This is a genomic window from Micromonospora sp. GCM10011541 (assembly GCF_042650725.1).
In the GTDB taxonomy this organism is placed as follows: Bacteria; Actinomycetota; Actinomycetes; order Mycobacteriales; family Micromonosporaceae; genus Micromonospora; species Micromonospora sicca.
On sequence record NZ_JBHSBP010000010.1, the window covers coordinates 154,686 to 171,123 of the forward strand.

The following is a 16,438-nucleotide window of genomic DNA, read 5'->3' on the forward strand; positions in this document are numbered from 1 at the left end:
GCTCTACTCCTCGCATCAGGTACGGCGGTCCAGGGCGATCACCACGATCGCCGGCAGGACCAGCAGCAACAACACGACCAACGCCAGCCGCAGCGCCAGGTCGTCCACGAAATACCAGATCCCGACCAACGCCGCCCCGGTGAGCAGCACGATCGCGGCCCGCTCGCGCCGGGTGTGCCGGGCCAACCGGCCGGTGCGGCCCCGCCGCAGCTTAGGCGTCAACCGGCGGACGACGGCGCGGCGGCGCTCCCGGCGGGCCACCCGGCGGCGCCGGACGGCCTGTTCGGCCGCCAGTTCGGCCTGGCGCGCCGCCCGGCGGCGAGCCCGCTCCTTGCTCACCGGCCCACCATCGTTCCCGACTGCGGGGCGCGCAAGATCGACTCCCTCCTCGCGCTCACCGGCCCACCATCCGTTCGCGACCGCCGGGCTCGCGGACGCGGCTCGCTCCTCGCGCTCACAGTGTGGCTAGCCAGTTGCGCAGCAGCGCGGCGCCGGTGTCGGCCGACTTCTCCGGGTGGAACTGGGCGGCCGACAGCGGGCCCCGCTCCACGGCCGCCACGAAGTCGGTGCCGTGGTGCGCGGTGGTGACCCGCGCGCCCGCCGCGGCGAGCCCGGCCACGTCACTCACCCCGTACGAGTGGACGAAGTAGAACCGGCTGTCGGCGGGCAGGCCGGCGAAGAGCACCGAACCCTCCGGCGGGCGCACGGTGTTCCAGCCCATGTGCGGCAGCCGCTCGGCGGGCAGCTTCGTCACCCCGCCGGGCAGCAGCCCGAGGCCCTTGGTCACCACGCCGTGCTCGTCACCGTGCTCGAAGAGCACCTGCATACCCACGCAGATGCCGAGCACCGGACGGCCGCCCGCCACCCGCTCGGCGATGACCGGGCCGGCGCCGAGCGCCTCGATCCCCGCCATGCAGGCGGCGAACGCGCCCACCCCCGGCACGACCAGGCCCTCCGCCTCGGCGGCGGCGGCCAGGTCGTCGGTCACCGTGACGTCGGCGCCGGCCCGCTCCAGGGCGCGCTCGGCCGAACGCAGGTTGCCCGAGCCGTAGTCGAGCACCACGATCCGCCTGCTCATGACGGCACTCCGCTGCGCTCCGTGCCGTCATGAGGCACCAGCGCGCTGTGCCTGATGATTCGCTCGCTACGCTCGCTCATGAGCCCTCCCCCGGCAGCAGCCAGAGCAGCCCGCCGACGGTGGCCAGCACGGCCAGCAGTCCGGTGACCACCACCGCGGCCCGCGGGGCACCCTGCTTGTGCAACGACCAGGTCCCGCCGACCAGCACGCCGGCCAGGATCAAGAGCACGGTCCCCATCAGCGCCGTCCTTCGTTCGCGACCGCGCGGCCCCGCCGCGCTGCGCTGCTCGCGCTCATCACAGCGCACCCTTGGTGCTGGGGATCGCCCCGGCGCTGCGCGGGTCGATCGCGCTGGCCTCGCGCAGCGCCCGGGAGACCGCCTTGAACTGGGCCTCGACCACGTGGTGGGCGTCCGGGTGGCCGCCGGGGCGGGCCGCCCGCAACACGTCCACGTGCAGGGTGATCCGGGCCGCCTGACCGAACGACTCCCAGATGTGCCGGGTCATGCTCGTCGGGTAGACCGGCCCGATGTACGGCGCGAGCACCGGCTCGTCGTGCAGCACGTACGGCCGGCCGGAGAGGTCGACAGCGGCCCGGACCAGGACCTCGTCCATCGGGACGGTGGCCGAGCCGTACCGCCGGATGCCGGCCTTGTCCCCCAGCGCCTGGTCGAACGCGGCGCCCAGGGCGAGCGCGGTGTCCTCCATCGTGTGGTGGGCGTCGATCTCCAGGTCGCCGACGGTGTGCACGGTCAGGTCGAAGCCGCCGTGCCGGGCGATCTGGTTCAGCATGTGGTCGTAGAAGCCGACGCCGGTCTCGATGTCGGCCTTGCCGGTGCCGTCGAGGTCGATCTCGACGAGGACCTTGGTCTCCTTGGTGACCCGTTCGATCCGGGCGGTGCGACTCATTGCTTACCTTTCGGTCGCGGCTGCGGGGGTGGCGAGCTCACTCTCGCGCTCTCACCGGAGCCGCTCCATCGCGGACAGGAAGGCGTCGGTCTCGGCGGGGGTGCCGGCGGTGACCCGCAGCCAGCCGGGCAGGCCGACGTCGCGGACCAGCACCCCGGCGTCGAGCAGGGTCCGCCACGCGGCGGACTGGTCGCCGCCGACGGAGAAGAGCACGAAGTTGGCGTCGCTGTCGGCGACCCGGTGACCCCGGGCGCGCAGCTCGGCGACGGTCCGGTCGCGCTGCTCCATGATCGCCGCGACCGTGCCCAGCAGGGCGTCGCGGTGGGCCAGGGCCGCGCGCGCCGCGGCCTGGGTGAGCGCGGAGAGGTGGTACGGCAGCCGGACGAGCTGCACCGCCTGCACCACGGCCGGGTCAGCGGCCAGGTAGCCCAGCCGGCCGCCGGCGAAGCCGAACGCCTTGCTCATCGTCCGGGTGACCACCAGCCGCGGGTGGCCGGGCAGCACCGCCAGGGCGCTCACCGTGCCGGGCCGGGCGAACTCGGCGTACGCCTCGTCCACCACCACCATGCCGGGCGCCTCGTCGAGCACCGCGGCGACCACCGCCGGGTCCAGCGCGGTCCCGGTCGGGTTGTTCGGCGAGCAGAGGAAGACCACGTCGGGGCGGTGCGCGCGGACCTGGGCCACCGCGTCGGCGGCGGTCAACCCGAAGTCGGCGCCGCGCGCCGCCGGGATCCAGCCGGTGCCGGTGCCGAGCGCCAGCAGCGGGTGCATGGAGTACGCCGGGGTGAAGCCGAGCGCCGTCCGCCCCGGACCGCCGAACGCCTGGAGCAACTGCTGCTGGACCTCGTTGGACCCGTTGGCCGCCCAGACCTGCTCGACGGTGAGCCCGTGGCCGAGGTATTCGGCCAGGTCGGCGCGGAGCGCCACCGCGTCCCGGTCCGGGTAGCGGTTGAGGTCGCGCAGCTCGGCCGCGAGGGCCTTGCCGATCGCCTCCACCACCGGCTCGGGCACCGGGTAGGAGTTCTCGTTGGTGTTCAGCCGCACCGGCACGTCGAGCTGCGGCGCGCCGTACGGCTTGAGCCCGCGCAGGTCGTCGCGGAGCGGGAGATCGTCCAGCGTCGTCACGACGGGCCCTCCGCGAAGCGGACACTGACCGCCTGGCCGTGCGCCGGCAGGTCCTCCACGGTCGCCAGCGTGACCACGTGCGGCGCGACGTCGCGCAGCGCGTCCTGGCTGTACTCCACGAGGTGGACGCCGCGCAGGAAGGACTGCACGGACAGGCCGGAGGAGTGCCGGGCGCAGCCGCCGGTGGGCAGGACGTGGTTGGAGCCGGCGCAGTAGTCGCCGAGCGACACCGGCGACCAGGCGCCGACGAAGATCGCCCCGGCGTTGCGCACCCGCAGCGCCCACTCCCGGGCGTCCTCGGTCTGGATCTCCACGTGCTCGGCCGCGTACGCGTCGACCACCCGCAGCCCGGCGGAGAGGTCGTCGACCAGGACGACGCCGCTCTGCTCGCCGGTCAGCGCCGTGGTGACCCGCTCGACGTGCTTGGTGGCCGGCACCTGCCGGGCCAGCTCCCGCTCGACCGCGTCCGCGAGGGCGACCGACGGGGTGACCAGCACGCTGGCGGCCAGCGGATCGTGCTCGGCCTGGCTGATCAGGTCGGCGGCGACGTGCGCCGGGTCGGCGGTGTCGTCGGCCAGGATGGCGATCTCCGTCGGGCCGGCCTCGGCGTCGATGCCCACCAGGCCGCGCAGCAGCCGCTTGGCGGCGGTCACCCAGATGTTGCCCGGACCGGTGATCATGTCGACCGGCTCGCAGCGCTCCGCGCCGTCCGGGTCGACGGTCGAGCCGTACGCCAGCATCGCCACCGCCTGGGCGCCGCCGACGGCGTACACCTCGTCGACGCCGAGCAGCGCGCAGGCCGCCAGCACGCGCTGGTCCGGCAGGCCGCCGTTCTCCCGCTGCGGCGGGCTGACCACGACCAGGGAGCGGACGCCGGCCACCTGGGCGGGGACCACGTTCATCACCACGGTCGACGGGTACATCGCCAGGCCGCCGGGGACGTACAGGCCGACCCGGTCGACCGGCACCCAGCGCTCGGTCACCGTGCCGCCGGGCACCACCTGGGTGGTGTGGTCGGTGCGCCGCTGGTCGGCGTGGACCTTGCGGGCCCGGCTGATCGACTCCAGCAGCGCGGCGCGAACCTGCGGGTCGAGGGTCCCCTCGGCCTCCTTGATCGCCTCGGTGGGCACCCGCAGGCGCTCCGGGGAGATGCCGTCGAACCGCTCGCTCGCCTCCCGGATCGCCGAGTAACCATGCTCCCCGACCGCCTCGACCAGCGGGCGGATCCGCTCGACGGCCACCGACACGTCGAGCTGGGCACGGGGCAGCAGGCGGCGCGGGTCACGCACCCCGCCGCGCAGGTCGATCCGATTCAGCACCCTTGCGAGTCTAGGCGGCCGGTCCGGAGCCGACCCCGCGCCGTCCGTACGCCGGGACGGTGAGCCGGGACACGCCGAGGGGGCGCGATCGGGCTACGCTCGAACCGTGACCGCACGGCTGCCGGTGTTTCCGCTCGCAACGGTGCTCTTCCCGGGGCTGGTGCTGCCGCTGCACATCTTCGAGGAGCGCTACCGGGCGCTGGTGCGGCACCTGGTCGGGCTGCCCGAGGGGGCGCCGCGCGAGTTCGGCGTGGTGGCGATCCAGGCCGGCTGGGAGGTCGCCCCGGCCGAGCCGAACGGCCGGCCCGTCCCCGGCGGCGCGGACGTGACGCTGCACGAGGTGGGCTGCACCGCCGAGTTGCGGCAGGTCACCGAGCTGGCCGACGGCGGGTTCGACATCGTCACCGTCGGCCGCCGGCGGTTCCGGATCGCCGACGTCGACGCCGACGCCGAGCCCTACCTGACCGCCGAGGTGGAGTGGCTGCCCGAGCAGACCGGGACGGACGAGGTCACCGACCTGCTCGCCGCCCGGGTGATCTCGGTCTTCCGGCAGTACCTCGGACTGATCCGGCCCGACCCGCAGGAGATCTCCGAGCAGTTGCCGGAGGACCCGACGGTGCTGTCGCACCTGGTCGCGGCCACCGCCGCGCTGACCGTCGCGGACCGCCAACGGCTGCTCGCCATCGACGACACCGCCGGCCGGCTCCGCGCCGAGCTGCGGCTGCTCAACCGCGAGGCGGCTCTGCTGCGTCAGGTCCGGGCGGTTCCGGTGCCGCTGAGCGAGCTGGCCGGTCCACCGGCGCCGAACTGAGCCCCTCCGCCGGGCCGACGCCCCAGCCACCGGCCCCCGCCAGCGGCGGCGGCCAGGCCGCGTACGGCTCCGGTTCCGGTCGCAGCGAGGGCCAGCGGGACCAGCCGGCCAGCAGGGTGTACGTGACGGCGGCCCCGAACGCGGGCAGCAGCAGGTTGCCGTGCGGGACGACCAACCAGTCCAAGCCGCCCGCCCGCAGGTCGGCCGGCTTGGTGAAGGCCTGGCCGTCCGGGGCGGTCTCCAGCAGCCGCTGGTAGGTCGACAGCCCGATCCGCCGGCCGAACTGCCAGGCCACCACCGCCGCGCCGAGGCCGCCCAGCGTGCCGGCGAGCAGCCCGACCGGGCCACGGCGGCGGCGCAGCAGGAACCACAGGGCGATCGCGGTGAGCACGCCGAAGCCGAGGCCGAGCAGGCTGAACCAGCCGTCGGCGGCGATCGGCTGTTCCGGCTGCGGCGTGGCGTAGATCGCCCCCTCGGCGGTCTTCAGCACCGGGGTGTCCGGCGCGACGGCGGCCCAGAGCAGTCCCAGCGGGGCGCCCAGCACGGTCAGCAGGAGCGCGACTCCCAGCGTCAGCCCGACGGTCCGGCGGACCCCGCGGGCGGGCCGGGCGGTCACGGCCGGCCCGGCGACCGTCGCCGGGCGGTGCTCCGCTCCCGGACCGGCCCAGGCGAGCGGGTCGGCGCCGGGAGCGCCGGCCGGGGTGCCCGCCGGCACCGGCAGGCCGGCGGGCGGGTCGACGGCCGGCTGCTCGGGCTCGGGCTCAGCACCGGCGCGAGCGGGCTCGTCGGGCCGGTGCGCGGCCCGCTCGGGATCAGGGGTGTCCGAACTCACCCGATGATCCTCTCAGGCGATGGTCGGCCATGGGGCGGCGGTGGCGGTCAGCGGGCGAACGGCTCCAGCATCACCGCGGCGGCCTTGAGCCAGGCCTGCCGGGTCTCCGGCTGGAGCTGGTGGTACTCGATCGAGGAGCCGGTCTCCAGCGCCGGGTCGTACGGCACCACGGCGACGGCCCGGGTCCGGGTGGCGAAGTGCCGCTCCAGGTCGCTCTGCAGCGACGAGCGGCCCGGCGTCGGGCAGGAGATCAGGGTGACCGCGTTGTCGGCCAGCTCCCCCATCCCCACCTCGTGCAGCAGGTCGAGCATCCAGTCCGCGCTGAACGCGGCGTCCTCGCGCGGCACGGTGGTCACCACGAGCTGGTCGGCGGCCTGCATGACGGTACGCCAGTTCGGGCTCTCCACGTTGTTGCCGGTGTCCACGCAGACCACGTCGTGGGTGCGCCGCAGCAGCTCCAGCACCCGCTTGACGGTGAACTGGTCCAGCCGCTGGGCGAACCGGGGACTCTCCTCCCCGGCCAGCACGTCGTACGAGCCGTCGGAGGCGTGCCGCAGGTAGTCGTCGAGGTGGGCCAGCAGGGTCTCGCCCTCCAGGATCTCGATCTGGGCGAGGTCGCCGACCAGGTGCCGGATGGTCCGGGCGTGGCGGGCGCTGCCGGCGCGCAGGCCGAGGGTGCCGCGCAGCTCGTTGTCGTCCCAGGCGAGCACCCCGCGACCGCGGACGCTGCCCACCGTGGCGGCGGCGAGGACGGTGGCGGTGGTCTTGTGCACGCCGCCCTTCGGGTTGGCGAAGGCGAGCACCCGTGGCGTGCCCAGCTCGCGGCGGAGCACCCCGGCGGCCCGGTCCACCTCGCTCTCCGGGGCGGGGGCCCGCCACTCGACGCGGGCCGGCTCGATCCGGGGCGGGTAGGACTCGGCGATCGCCGGCTGCTGGTACCCGGCCGGCGCCGGGGCCACCGGCTGCTGGTAGGCGGGCTCGGGCGGCTGATACGTCTCCGGCCGGTAGCCGCCGTTGTCCAGCAGCGCGTAGCGGGACTCGACCGGCGGCGGCTCGTGCCGGTACCCGTTGTCCAGGACGGCGTACCGGGACTCCACGGAGGCGGACCCCCGGCGCGGCTCTCGGTCGGGGTAGCCCGGCTCGGGCTCCGCCCGGTACGGCGGCTCGGCCCGGTAGGCCGGTTCCGCGGCGTGGCCGGGCTCCGCCGGATAGGACGGCTCCGCCCGGTAGCGCGGCTCGGCCTGGTACCCGGGGTCGACGCGGTAGGCCGGCTCGACCCGGTAGGTCGCCTCGACGCGGTAGGCCGGCTCGGCGCCGTACGACAGCTCGGCGGGGTGCCCGATCGCCGGCGCCCGCCCGGACCAGCCGTTGCCCCCGCCGCGCCGGGACGGCGCCTCGGGAGGCGGCGCAGCCGCCTCCTCGGCGTGGCGGTCGGCCTCGGCCTGCTCCGCGCCACGGCCGGCGAGCCGGGCCCGGTCGAGCAGCGCCCGCCACCGCGGTGCCGGCTCAGCCTGCCGACCCCAGCCGGTTTCGCTGCCGTCCAAGGCTCGCCCTCCCCAGCCACATCGATCTCCGCCTGACAGGCTACGAACGAAACCCTATTCGGACCACACCTGTCCGCGCACATCCCCCGGTGGGCATGCTCACCGGAAGGCCCCCGCGGAGCCCCCGCCGGCCGCGTCCGGGGAGGTCGGGACGGTGCTGGGCGGGGTTTCGCCCGGCGCGGGCCCGCCGGAGCCCGGTGAGGAGACGCTCACCGTCGGTGCGGCTTCCGACGAATCGCCCACCGCCGGGGCGCTCCCGGCCGGCGTGGCGGGCGCCAGCCCCCCGTCGGCCGGTGGCCGGGCGACGTCACGCTGCTCCGGCAGCGGTGGGGTGAAGACCGTCCGGTCCAGCCGGGTCACCTCCGGGGCCGGGTCGACGGCCCGCACCCCGGGCCGGGCGGCCAGGCCGCGCAACTCGTCCGACGTGGCGCGGATCACCGCCGCGTACACGCAGGCGCACGCCGACCGGTACGCCGCCGCCTCCTCGGCCGCGACCCGCGCGCCGGTGTCGTACAGCCGGCGCAGCTCGGCATCGGCGGACGCGGCCGGGGCGGCGGCGCGCGCCCGGTAGTCGGCGGCCTCCCCGTCCTTGCGCGCGGCCACCTCGCCCATCCCGGCGACCACGTCCTGCGGTACGCGCAGCGCGGCGATCCGGACGATCTCGGTCTGCCGGCCGGGCAGCGGCACCCGGGCCACCACCGCCGAGACCGGCGTTCCGCCGAGCGTCGCCGCGACCCGCTGCGGGGTCAGGTACGCCGCGAAGGACACCAGCGCGTACGTGCCGGTCGCCGGCCCTCCTGCGTCGGTCAGCCGGGCCAGCTCGTCGGCGGCGGCGCGCAGGTACGCCGGGACCGGGTCGCCGGCCGCCACGCCCACCCGGGTCACCTCGCCGACGGTCCGGTCACCGACGGGCTCGCTCCGCCCCGCCCGGGCGGCGGCTAGCAGCACCGCCACCGCGCAGAGCAGCGCCACCCAGGTCAGCACCGCGCGCCTCGACAGCCCGCGGCGCGGCGATCGGTCGGCGGGCACGGCTCATCCCCTCGTCGGGCCGTCGGCGGGTCGGCGGGGCCAGGTCAGTCGCGCAGGATCTCCAGCGCCCGCGCCAGGTCGTCCGGGTAGTCGCTGACGAAGGTGACCTCGTCGCCGGTGCGCGGGTGCGCGAAGCTCAGCGAGCGGGCGTGCAGCCACTGCCGGCTCAACCCGAGCCGGGCCGACAGGGTCGGGTCGGCGCCGTACGTGATGTCGCCGACGCAGGGGTGGCGCAGGGTCGAGAAGTGCACCCGGATCTGGTGGGTGCGCCCCGTCTCCAGGCGGACGTCGAGCAGGCTCGCCGCCGGGAACGCCTCCAGGGTGTCGTAGTGGGTGATGCTCGGCTTGCCCCCGCTGACCACCGCCCAGCGGTAGTCGTGGTGCGGGTGCCGGTCGATCGGCGCGTCGATGGTGCCGCGCAGCGGGTCCGGGTGGCCCTGCACCACGGCGTGGTAGCGCTTCTCCACCTCGCGGTACTTGAAGGCCCGCTTCAACGCGGTGTACGCCTGCTCGCTCTTGGCCACCACCATGATCCCGGTGGTGCCGACGTCCAGCCGGTGCACCACGCCCTGCCGCTCGGCGGCGCCGCTGGTGGAGATCCGGTGGCCGATCGCGGCGAGGGCGCCGATCACCGTCGGGCCGGTCCAGCCGGGGCTGGGATGGGCGGCCACCCCGACCGGCTTGTCCACCACCACGATGTCGTCGTCGGCGTGGACCACGGTCAGGCCGGGCACGGCCTGCGGGACCACGGTCGGCGGGGCGACCGGGGCGGGCAGGGTCACCTCCAGCCAGGAGCCGGCCTTCACCTTGTGCGAGTTGGCCCGGACGGTGCCGTCGACCAACGCGTCGCCGGCTTCGACCAGGGCCGCGGCGGCAGTCCGGGAGAGCCCGAAGAGCCGGGACACGGCCTGGTCCAGCCGCATGCCGTCGAGGCCCTCCGGCACGGGCAGGGAGCGGTGGTCGCCGCCGGCGGCGAAGGCCGAGGTCATGCCCGCCCCCGCTGCTCGCTGCCGGTGGCCGCGCCGTCGCCGGACTCCGGCCTGCCGGCCGGCTCGGCGGCGGCCCGGCGGCCGTCGCGCTGCCGGCCGGTCAGCTCCAGCAGCACGGCCAGGACCACGCCGCAGACCAGGGAGCTGTCGGCCAGGTTGAACACCGGCCACACCTGCCCGTACGGGTCGAACAGGCTGATCATGTCGACCACGTGCCCGACGAAGTGGCCGGGCGCGCGGAAGATCCGGTCGGTGAGGTTGCCGAGCGCCCCGCCCAGCACCAGGCCGAGGGAGACGGCCCACGGCAGCGACCGCAGCCGCGCGGCCATCCAGGCGATCCAGCCGATCACCCCGATGGTGATCAGCGGGAAGACCCAGGTGTGGCCGGAGCCGATGCTCCACGCCGCCCCGCTGTTGCGGGTCAGGGTCAGGTAGACCGTGCCACCGAGCAGCGACACCGGCCCCCGGCCGGTGAGCGCGGTCAGCGCGAGCTGCTTGGTGACCAGGTCGGCCAGGAGCGCGACCAGGGCGACGCCGAGGAGGACCCCGACCGCCCGGCGTCGGGGCGTGCCGCCGCCCGACTCAGCGGTGCCGGTTCCAGCGGGCGGTGCTGCGGTCATCTGCTCCCCATCGACGCTCTCGGCGGTGATCCCTCACCGTCTCCACTCCGCCGCCGGGGAGCGGGCCTAGCGCCGCTCCTCCAGCTGCTTGCAGGTCACGCAGAGGGTGGCCGACGGGAAGGCGGCGAGCCGCTCCACCGGGATGGGGTTGCCGCACCGCTCGCACCAGCCGTAACCACCCTCGTCGAGCCGCTCCAGGGCCCGCTCGACCTGCGTGATCCGCTCCAGAATGCTGTTGGCGAGTGAGATCTCCTGCTCGCGCTCGAACGTCTTGGTGCCGGTGTCGGCCTGGTCGTCCCCGGCCGAGTCGGTCAGCCGGTCGCGCTGCAGCTCGGTGATCTCGCTCAGCGTCTGATCGTACTCGGCGCGCAGCTCGTCGCGCCGGGCCGCCAGGGCCGCCCGGATCTTCTCGGTCTCCGCCGCGCTGCGGGTGGCCTTCGCCACCGGCTTGCGGCCGGCGGTCCTGGTATCGGCTGGCTTCGCCATCGTCAGCTCCCTCGGCCGCGGATGCGCGGCGGTCGGCGGTGCGGTGCTTGGGCAGGGGCCACCGCACTGGGTGTCCCCCGTGTACGAAAAGGGGCGCACGGCGACCATGGCCGCGCACTCCGGAGGGTGGCAAGAATACGGAACGTACAGGCGTCCGACAACGTGCCGCACCGTTGCTCCGCGATTCAGCCCCGAACAGCCACCAATCAGGGCAAAAGGAACGCTAGCAGATTATCCGTCCCGGTCCTCGCCGTACTCGCCAAACCACCGGGCCAGCCGGCCCCGGCGGCTGACTGCCCGCAGCCGCTGCTCCACCTCGTCCCGGACCTCGGCGGTGGCGACGATGAGCAGGCTGTCGCCGACCTTGAGCCGGGTGTCCGGGCCGGGCACGAAACCCGCCCCGTCGCGCAGCACCAGGGTCACCGAGGCCCCCACCGGCAGCCGCAGCTCGTCCACGTGCACCCCGCCGAGCCGGGAGCCCGGCGGCACCTCGACCTGGAGCAGGTCCGCGCGCATCCGCTCCAGCGGGGCCGTCTCGACCCGGATCTCGGCCGCCTCGGCCGGGGCGGTCACCCCGAGCCGGCGGGCCGCCGGGGCGAGCGTTCCGGCCTGCACCAGGGTGAAGATCACCACCAGCACGAAGACCGCGTCGAAGAGCCGGTCCGCCCCCGGGACCCGCTCGGAGAGCGGGATGGTGGCCAGCACGATCGGCACCGCTCCGCGCAGCCCGGCCCAGGACAGGAAGGCCTGCTCCCGCAGGCGGAACCGGAACGGCAGCGCGGAGACCGCCACCGACAGCGGGCGGGCGGCCAGCACCAGGGCCAGGCCGGCCACCACCGCCGGCAGCACCGCGGCGTCCAGCCGGCCCGGCGACACCAGCAGGCCGAGCAGCACGAACAGGCCGATCTGGGCCAGCCAGGCCAGCCCGTCGGCGAAGCCCAGGATCGCCTGGCGGTGCGGCAGCCGGGCATTGCCGAGCAGCACTCCGGCGACGTACACGGCCAGGAAACCGGAGGCGTGCAGCACCGCTCCGGCGGCGTACGCGAGCACGGTGAAACCGACCACCGCGATCGGGTAGAGCCCCGCCGAGGGCAGCGCCGCGCGGCGCAGCGCCCACCGGCCGGCGATCCCGGCCGCCACCCCGACCGCCGCGCCGGCAGCCAGCTCGTACCCGACCAGGAGGACCTCGTACCACCAGGGGTGGGCGGCGGGGCCGGCCCGGGACAGCAGCACCACCAGGATGACCACCGGGGCGTCGTTCATGCCCGACTCGGCCTCGAGGGTGGCCACCAGCCGGGGCGGCAGGCGCAGCCGGCGCAGGGTGGCGAAGACGGCCGCCGCGTCGGTGGAGGAGAGCACCGCGCCGGAGAGCAGCGCCAGCCGCCAGTCCAGGCCGAGCAGCAGGTGAACCACCAGCCCGACGACCAGGATGCTGACCACCACGCCCACCGTGGAGAGCGCGGCGGCCAGCCCGAGCACCGGCCGCAGGGTGCTCCACCGGGCGCTCAGCCCGCCCTCCGCGATGATCACGATGAGCGCGCAGAACCCGAGCACCCGGGTCAGCTCGACGTCGTCGAAGCGGATGCCCAGGCCCGCCTCGCCGATCGCCACCCCGAGCGCGAGGTAGACCAGGAGGCTGGGCACCCCGAGCCGGGTGGAGAACCGCACCGCACCCACCGCCACCAGCAGGACGGCCGCGCCGAGCAGCAGCGCGAGATCCAGCCCGGCGCTCATCCGCGGCCGGCCCGGGCGGCCCTCACTCGGCCGATCCGTCGCGCAGCCGGCGCAACACCCCGGTCAGCTCCGACGGCGGGCGCTCGATCAGGAAGAGCTTGTCGCGGCTGGCCGCGCCGGTGCGCAGCGAGACCGCCGCGGCCCGGACGCCCAGCGCGTCGGCGAGGGCGCGGCGGGCCGCCTCGGTGGCCCGGCCGTCGACCGCCGGGGCGTTCACGGCGATCACCAGGGCCGGCCCGTGCGGTCCGTCGAAGCGGCCGCCGACCCGGGCCCGCGAGGCGCCAGGCTTCACCCGTACGGCGACGGTGAGCGTCTCGTCCACTGCCATCCGCGTTCAGGCCGGACGCGCGTCGTCGAGCAGGGCGAGGTCCGGCGTGCAGTACGCGCACGGCGTGAAGCCCAGTTCGAGCGCCTCGGAGACGGGCAGCGGCTCGTCGTCGCGGCCGACGAGGTGCGGGCAGTCGGCCAGGTGGTAGCGCGGCCGACCGTCCACCACGCGTACCTCCGCGTCCAGCCGGGCGACCCGCGCGGCCTCGTCCGGCGACACCTGCTGGACCGGCGGCTCGTCCGGGAGCGGCCCCTCGCCGGCCGGCGAGGTGGGCGCCGGCGAGTCGAGGAAGGGACCGTCGACGCGCGACGGCACGTCGACGAAGCTCACGCGGGCGTCGTCGAAACCCGGCGGCACGTCGTCGGCGCGCGGACCCCGTTGGGTCGGCGGGGCGAACGGGTCGGCCGCCGGCGGCTCGGGCGGTTGCCGCCACCCGGGTCCGTCGGAGCCGACCGTCGAAGGAACGTGCTGGACCGGGATCCCCGGCTCCCCGGGCGGGGGGCCGTACCCGGTCGGCGTGCCGACCGGACCGGTCCGGGTGCGGTTGCGCGGCCCGGTGCCCCGGTCCGTCGTCGCCCGGGTGGCGGCTGCCTGGCGGGCACCCACGACGAGGGCGACGGCGGCCAGCAGGCTGGCCGCGATGGAGGTGATCAGCAGCGCACTGGACCCGCCTGCCAACCCGGCCACCAGGAGCACGGCGGCGACGAGGATGAGCAGGACGCTGGCGACTATCACGGCTCACCCCCGCCGCATCGGGTCGGTCTGCGAGCGGTCGGCGGCCGTCGCGGGGACGGCCGCCGACGCCGGGATCAGCGACCGGACTCGAGCGAGCCCGAGCGGCCGCCACCGTACGAGCCGGCGAGGCCGGCGGCGGCGAGGCCGTTGCTGCCGCCACCGGAGCGATTGCCGTCGGCGCGGTTGACCTCGGCCTCCAGGCCCTGGGCCCGGCCGTCGAGGTCCCGCAGCTGGCTCTCCAGGTACGCCTTGAGCCGGGTGCGGTACTCCCGCTCGAACTGCTTGAGCTCCTCGATGTGCTTCTGCAGCGCGGTGCGCTTGGCGTCCAGGCCGCCCATGGCCTCCTGGTGCCGCTGGCGGGCGTCCCGCTCCAGCGCGTCGGCCTTGGCGCGCGCCTCGCGGGTGACCTCCTCGGCCTTGGAGCGGGCCTCGGAGAGCAGCTGGTCGGCCTCGCGGCGGGCGTCCGACACGTGGTCGTCGGCGGTCCGCTGGGCCATCATCAGCACCCGCAGCGCCTGCTGCTCGCCGTCAGCGCCGGCGGCCGGGCCGCCCTGGGCGCGGACCTGCTCCAGCTCGGCCTGCATCGCCCGGGCCGCCTGCTCGGCGGCCGCCTTGTCGCGCTGCACCCGGTCCAGCTGGGCCTTGACGTCGTTGAGCTCGGCCGCGAGACGGGCGTCGCCGCCGGGGCCGGCGGGGGCGGGGCCGCGACCGCCGCGCTCCACCTGGGCGCGCAGCTCGTTGTTCTCCTCGATCAGACGGGCGAGCTCGCGCTCGACCTCATCCAGGAAGGCGTCGACCTCCTCCTCGTCATAGCCCCGCTTGCCGATCGGCGGCTTTTTGAAGGCGACGTTGTGGACGTCGGCCGGGGTCAGCGGCATCGAAACTCCTCGGGTCAGTTGCGGCCGCGAAAGCGCGCGCTGGTCAGGAGAAGTTCCTGATCAGCGGATCTAACACGAACTCCATCAGCACGAACAGGATAACCAGGAGCACAAGGGAGGCCAGGTCGATGCTCACGGTACCAATTCGCAGTGGTGGGATCACACGCCTCAACGTCCGCAGAGGCGGATCAGTGACGCTCCACACCGATTCCAGTCCCGCCGATGCTCCCCGTCCCGGTTGCCAGCGGCGACCGTACGCCAGAACGGCCCCAAGGACAAATCGGGCTAAAAGCACAAGCAGGAAGAGATAGGCGAGCAGATACAGCACCTGGAACAGGATCGACAACACGGCAGGCGACGTCCCTCGGTCGGGCGGGTTAGCTCAGGCTGAAAAAGCCGCCCTCAGCGATCTTGGCCTTGTCCTCCGCGGTGACCTGGACATTGGCCGGTGAGAGCAGGAACACCCGATTGGTCACGCGCTCGATCGTACCGCGCAGTCCGAACGCCAGCCCGGCGGCGAAGTCCACCAGCCGGCGGGCATCCGCCTCGTCCATCTCGGTGAGGTTGATGATCACCGGCACCCCGTCGCGGAAGTGCTCGCCGATGGTGCGCGCCTCGCGGTAGGTGGTGGGGTGCAGCGTGGTGATCTGGTAGCGCTGCTCCTCCTCCGCCACCACGGCCCGCTCGCGGGGCTGGACCTGCGGCGCCAGGGCGAGGTTGTCCCTGGTGTGGTAGGTCAGCGCCCCCGAGGTCTCCCCGGCCCCCGACCGGGTGATCGACCGGACGCTCGACCGCTCGACCCGCTCCGGCCGCTCGCCGTCGGCGCGGTCGGCCTCCGCCGCCCGGCTCGAGGCGCGCTCGGTCAGCCGGCCCCGGTCACCGACCCGGGACCGGGCCGGCGGCTCCTCCGACTCGTCGTCCTCCTCGTCGGCGAACTCCTCTGAGTAACGACTCGACCGGTAGCGCGAGTCACGGTAGCCACCCTTGTCGTAGCCACCGTCCTCGTAAGCCCGCTCGTCGTCCTCCTCGACCAGACCGAGCCAGACCCCCGCCTTGCGCAGTGCACCCATCCCGCGCCCTTCCGTCCGCCGTGCGGCACGCACCCCCGTGCCGTGTCGCTTGATCACGTGTGGACAACGATGCCCACCGGACCGGATCAGCAATCCCCCTGGCGTGCGATTCGCGGTCCGCCCGCCATGGCCCCCCACAACGGGATGCCGTTCCTGAACAACACTGATGTAATTTGCTTCTTTCGCGGTCAGGCTACCGCAGCGTGGGGCGCATTCCGAGCAACGCGCTGCCGACGCGGACATGTGTCGCGCCGTATCCGATCGCAGTTTCCAGATCCCCGCTCATTCCGGCGGACAGCATGGTCGCCGCCGGATGCCGCCGGCGGAACCATTCCGCCACCTCGGCCAGCCGGGCGAAGGCCCGCTCCGGTTCCCAGCCCAGCGGCGCCACCGCCATCAGCCCGCCCAGCCGCAGCGCACCCGCGCCGGCCACCGCCTCCGCCACCGGGCCGAGACCGCGGTCCGGGTCGACCGAGTCCGGCAGCGCTCCGCCCCGGGCCGGGTCCCCGTCGATGCTGACCTGCACCAGCACGTCCAGCGGCCGCTCCCGGTCCGGAGTCGCCGCCGCCGCGGCGTCCAGCGCCCCGGCCAGCCGCACGCTGTCGACCGACTGCACGACGTCGGCGTACCGGACCACCGAGCGGCACTTGTTGCGCTGCAACTGGCCGATGAAGTGCCAACGCGGTCGCACCCCGGCCGCCGCCACCTCGGCGGCCTTGGCGGCCGCCTCCTGGTCGCGGTTCTCCCCCACGTCGGCGACGCCCAGCGCGGCCAGGGCCACCACGTCGCCGGCCGGGTAGGTCTTGGTCACCGCGATCAGGGTGACCTCGGCACGGTCCCGGCCGGCGGCGGCACAGGCGTCGGCGATCCGGACCCGCACCCGGGCGAGCCCGGCCGCGAGTTCGGCACGCCGGTCGGGTCGTACCGTGGCTGGTGTCTCCGTCATCGGCGC

General features: G+C 75.0%; 20 protein-coding genes. 1 reads left to right on the forward strand and 19 read right to left on the reverse strand.

All coding sequences use genetic code 11. The features are described 5' to 3' along the window. Positions 1 to 15: 15 nt before the first annotated feature. The 6 genes from ACFOYX_RS05105 to hisD form a co-directional block, all read right to left on the reverse strand. Positions 16 to 339, reverse strand: coding sequence for a hypothetical protein (locus tag ACFOYX_RS05105; protein ID WP_109805156.1), 324 nt, complete (start codon positions 337 to 339; stop codon positions 16 to 18). A 115-nt stretch (positions 340 to 454) separates the two neighbouring features. Beyond that, positions 455 to 1,078, reverse strand: coding sequence for an imidazole glycerol phosphate synthase subunit HisH (gene hisH, locus ACFOYX_RS05110; protein WP_322442388.1), 624 nt, complete (start codon positions 1,076 to 1,078; stop codon positions 455 to 457). 76 nt (positions 1,079 to 1,154) lie between these two features. Beyond that, positions 1,155 to 1,316 carry a hypothetical protein gene (locus ACFOYX_RS05115; RefSeq protein WP_322442389.1) on the reverse strand — a complete coding sequence of 54 codons (162 nt, stop codon included), beginning with the start codon at positions 1,314 to 1,316 and terminating at the stop codon, positions 1,155 to 1,157. A 58-nt stretch (positions 1,317 to 1,374) separates the two neighbouring features. Beyond that, a complete protein-coding gene (hisB, locus tag ACFOYX_RS05120; RefSeq protein WP_109805154.1) occupies positions 1,375 to 1,986 on the reverse strand; it encodes an imidazoleglycerol-phosphate dehydratase HisB in 612 nt (203 codons plus the stop codon). 51 nt (positions 1,987 to 2,037) lie between these two features. Beyond that, a complete protein-coding gene (locus ACFOYX_RS05125) occupies positions 2,038 to 3,111 on the reverse strand; it encodes a histidinol-phosphate transaminase (RefSeq protein ID WP_322442390.1) in 1,074 nt (357 codons plus the stop codon). Next, positions 3,108 to 4,430, reverse strand: a complete 1,323-nt coding sequence (hisD, locus tag ACFOYX_RS05130; RefSeq protein WP_322442391.1) for a histidinol dehydrogenase — start codon at positions 4,428 to 4,430, stop codon at positions 3,108 to 3,110. Before hisD ends, ACFOYX_RS05125 begins: the two co-directional genes overlap by 4 nt. 106 nt (positions 4,431 to 4,536) lie before the next feature. Here hisD and ACFOYX_RS05135 point away from each other — a divergent pair, with 106 nt between their 5' ends. Next, on the forward strand, positions 4,537 to 5,241 hold the full coding sequence (locus ACFOYX_RS05135) for an LON peptidase substrate-binding domain-containing protein (RefSeq protein WP_109805151.1): 705 nt from the start codon (positions 4,537 to 4,539) through the stop codon (positions 5,239 to 5,241). On the opposite strand, the gene ACFOYX_RS05140 is transcribed toward ACFOYX_RS05135, so the two are convergent. The 13 genes from ACFOYX_RS05140 to ACFOYX_RS05200 all read right to left on the reverse strand — a co-directional run bounded on the left by ACFOYX_RS05140 (position 5,156) and on the right by ACFOYX_RS05200 (position 16,432). Then, positions 5,156 to 6,073 (reverse strand): DUF2567 domain-containing protein, encoded by a 918-nt coding sequence (locus ACFOYX_RS05140; RefSeq protein ID WP_377533827.1) that lies wholly within the window; start codon positions 6,071 to 6,073, stop codon positions 5,156 to 5,158. The two genes, ACFOYX_RS05135 and ACFOYX_RS05140, sit on opposite strands and share 86 nt — an antisense overlap. 47 nt (positions 6,074 to 6,120) lie before the next feature. Next, the gene (locus tag ACFOYX_RS05145; RefSeq protein WP_322442392.1) at positions 6,121 to 7,617 is read right to left on the reverse strand and encodes an AAA family ATPase; all 1,497 of its coding nucleotides are present in this window, start codon (positions 7,615 to 7,617) and stop codon (positions 6,121 to 6,123) included. 99 nt (positions 7,618 to 7,716) lie between these two features. After that, on the reverse strand, positions 7,717 to 8,646 hold the full coding sequence (locus tag ACFOYX_RS05150; protein ID WP_322442393.1) for a hypothetical protein: 930 nt from the start codon (positions 8,644 to 8,646) through the stop codon (positions 7,717 to 7,719). A 44-nt stretch (positions 8,647 to 8,690) separates the two neighbouring features. After that, the gene (locus tag ACFOYX_RS05155) at positions 8,691 to 9,635 is read right to left on the reverse strand and encodes an RluA family pseudouridine synthase (RefSeq protein ID WP_109805149.1); all 945 of its coding nucleotides are present in this window, start codon (positions 9,633 to 9,635) and stop codon (positions 8,691 to 8,693) included. Continuing rightward, entirely contained in the window at positions 9,632 to 10,255 is a 624-nt protein-coding gene (gene lspA / locus ACFOYX_RS05160) for a signal peptidase II (protein ID WP_109805148.1), read from the reverse strand. The genes ACFOYX_RS05155 and lspA overlap by 4 nt, the downstream gene beginning before the upstream one ends. Before the next feature lie 66 nt (positions 10,256 to 10,321). After that, on the reverse strand, positions 10,322 to 10,741 hold the full coding sequence (locus ACFOYX_RS05165; RefSeq protein WP_007463005.1) for a TraR/DksA C4-type zinc finger protein: 420 nt from the start codon (positions 10,739 to 10,741) through the stop codon (positions 10,322 to 10,324). Positions 10,742 to 10,972: 231 nt separating this feature from the next. Then, a complete protein-coding gene (locus tag ACFOYX_RS05170) occupies positions 10,973 to 12,475 on the reverse strand; it encodes a potassium/proton antiporter (RefSeq protein WP_322442395.1) in 1,503 nt (500 codons plus the stop codon). Positions 12,476 to 12,497: 22 nt separating this feature from the next. Then, entirely contained in the window at positions 12,498 to 12,803 is a 306-nt protein-coding gene (locus ACFOYX_RS05175) for a DUF167 domain-containing protein (RefSeq protein WP_109805146.1), read from the reverse strand. 6 nt (positions 12,804 to 12,809) lie between these two features. Beyond that, on the reverse strand, positions 12,810 to 13,538 hold the full coding sequence (locus ACFOYX_RS05180; protein WP_322442396.1) for a hypothetical protein: 729 nt from the start codon (positions 13,536 to 13,538) through the stop codon (positions 12,810 to 12,812). Between the two features lie 74 nt (positions 13,539 to 13,612). After that, entirely contained in the window at positions 13,613 to 14,416 is an 804-nt protein-coding gene (locus ACFOYX_RS05185) for a DivIVA domain-containing protein (RefSeq protein WP_109805144.1), read from the reverse strand. 43 nt (positions 14,417 to 14,459) lie between these two features. Beyond that, a complete protein-coding gene (locus tag ACFOYX_RS05190) occupies positions 14,460 to 14,765 on the reverse strand; it encodes a YggT family protein (RefSeq protein WP_109805143.1) in 306 nt (101 codons plus the stop codon). Positions 14,766 to 14,793: 28 nt separating this feature from the next. Then, positions 14,794 to 15,486 carry a cell division protein SepF gene (locus ACFOYX_RS05195; RefSeq protein ID WP_109805142.1) on the reverse strand — a complete coding sequence of 231 codons (693 nt, stop codon included), beginning with the start codon at positions 15,484 to 15,486 and terminating at the stop codon, positions 14,794 to 14,796. 193 nt (positions 15,487 to 15,679) lie between these two features. Then, entirely contained in the window at positions 15,680 to 16,432 is a 753-nt protein-coding gene (locus ACFOYX_RS05200) for a YggS family pyridoxal phosphate-dependent enzyme (RefSeq protein WP_322441979.1), read from the reverse strand. Between the last annotated feature and the right edge of the window lie 6 nt (positions 16,433 to 16,438).

What these genes read in the sequence shown, in the direction of transcription:
- hisH (WP_322442388.1), bottom strand. Translation starts at nt 1,078, where the DNA reads ATGAGCAGGCGGATCGTGGTGCTCGACTACGGCTCGGGCAACCTGCGT.
- ACFOYX_RS05195 (WP_109805142.1), bottom strand. Translation starts at nt 15,486, where the DNA reads ATGGGTGCACTGCGCAAGGCGGGGGTCTGGCTCGGTCTGGTCGAGGAG.
- ACFOYX_RS05200 (WP_322441979.1), bottom strand. Translation starts at nt 16,432, where the DNA reads ATGACGGAGACACCAGCCACGGTACGACCCGACCGGCGTGCCGAACTC.
- ACFOYX_RS05185 (WP_109805144.1), bottom strand. Translation starts at nt 14,416, where the DNA reads ATGCCGCTGACCCCGGCCGACGTCCACAACGTCGCCTTCAAAAAGCCG.
- ACFOYX_RS05175 (WP_109805146.1), bottom strand. Translation starts at nt 12,803, where the DNA reads ATGGCAGTGGACGAGACGCTCACCGTCGCCGTACGGGTGAAGCCTGGC.
- hisB (WP_109805154.1), bottom strand. Translation starts at nt 1,986, where the DNA reads ATGAGTCGCACCGCCCGGATCGAACGGGTCACCAAGGAGACCAAGGTC.
- lspA (WP_109805148.1), bottom strand. Translation starts at nt 10,255, where the DNA reads ATGACCGCAGCACCGCCCGCTGGAACCGGCACCGCTGAGTCGGGCGGC.
- ACFOYX_RS05115 (WP_322442389.1), bottom strand. Translation starts at nt 1,316, where the DNA reads ATGGGGACCGTGCTCTTGATCCTGGCCGGCGTGCTGGTCGGCGGGACC.
- ACFOYX_RS05155 (WP_109805149.1), bottom strand. Translation starts at nt 9,635, where the DNA reads ATGACCTCGGCCTTCGCCGCCGGCGGCGACCACCGCTCCCTGCCCGTG.
- ACFOYX_RS05165 (WP_007463005.1), bottom strand. Translation starts at nt 10,741, where the DNA reads ATGGCGAAGCCAGCCGATACCAGGACCGCCGGCCGCAAGCCGGTGGCG.
- ACFOYX_RS05170 (WP_322442395.1), bottom strand. Translation starts at nt 12,475, where the DNA reads ATGAGCGCCGGGCTGGATCTCGCGCTGCTGCTCGGCGCGGCCGTCCTG.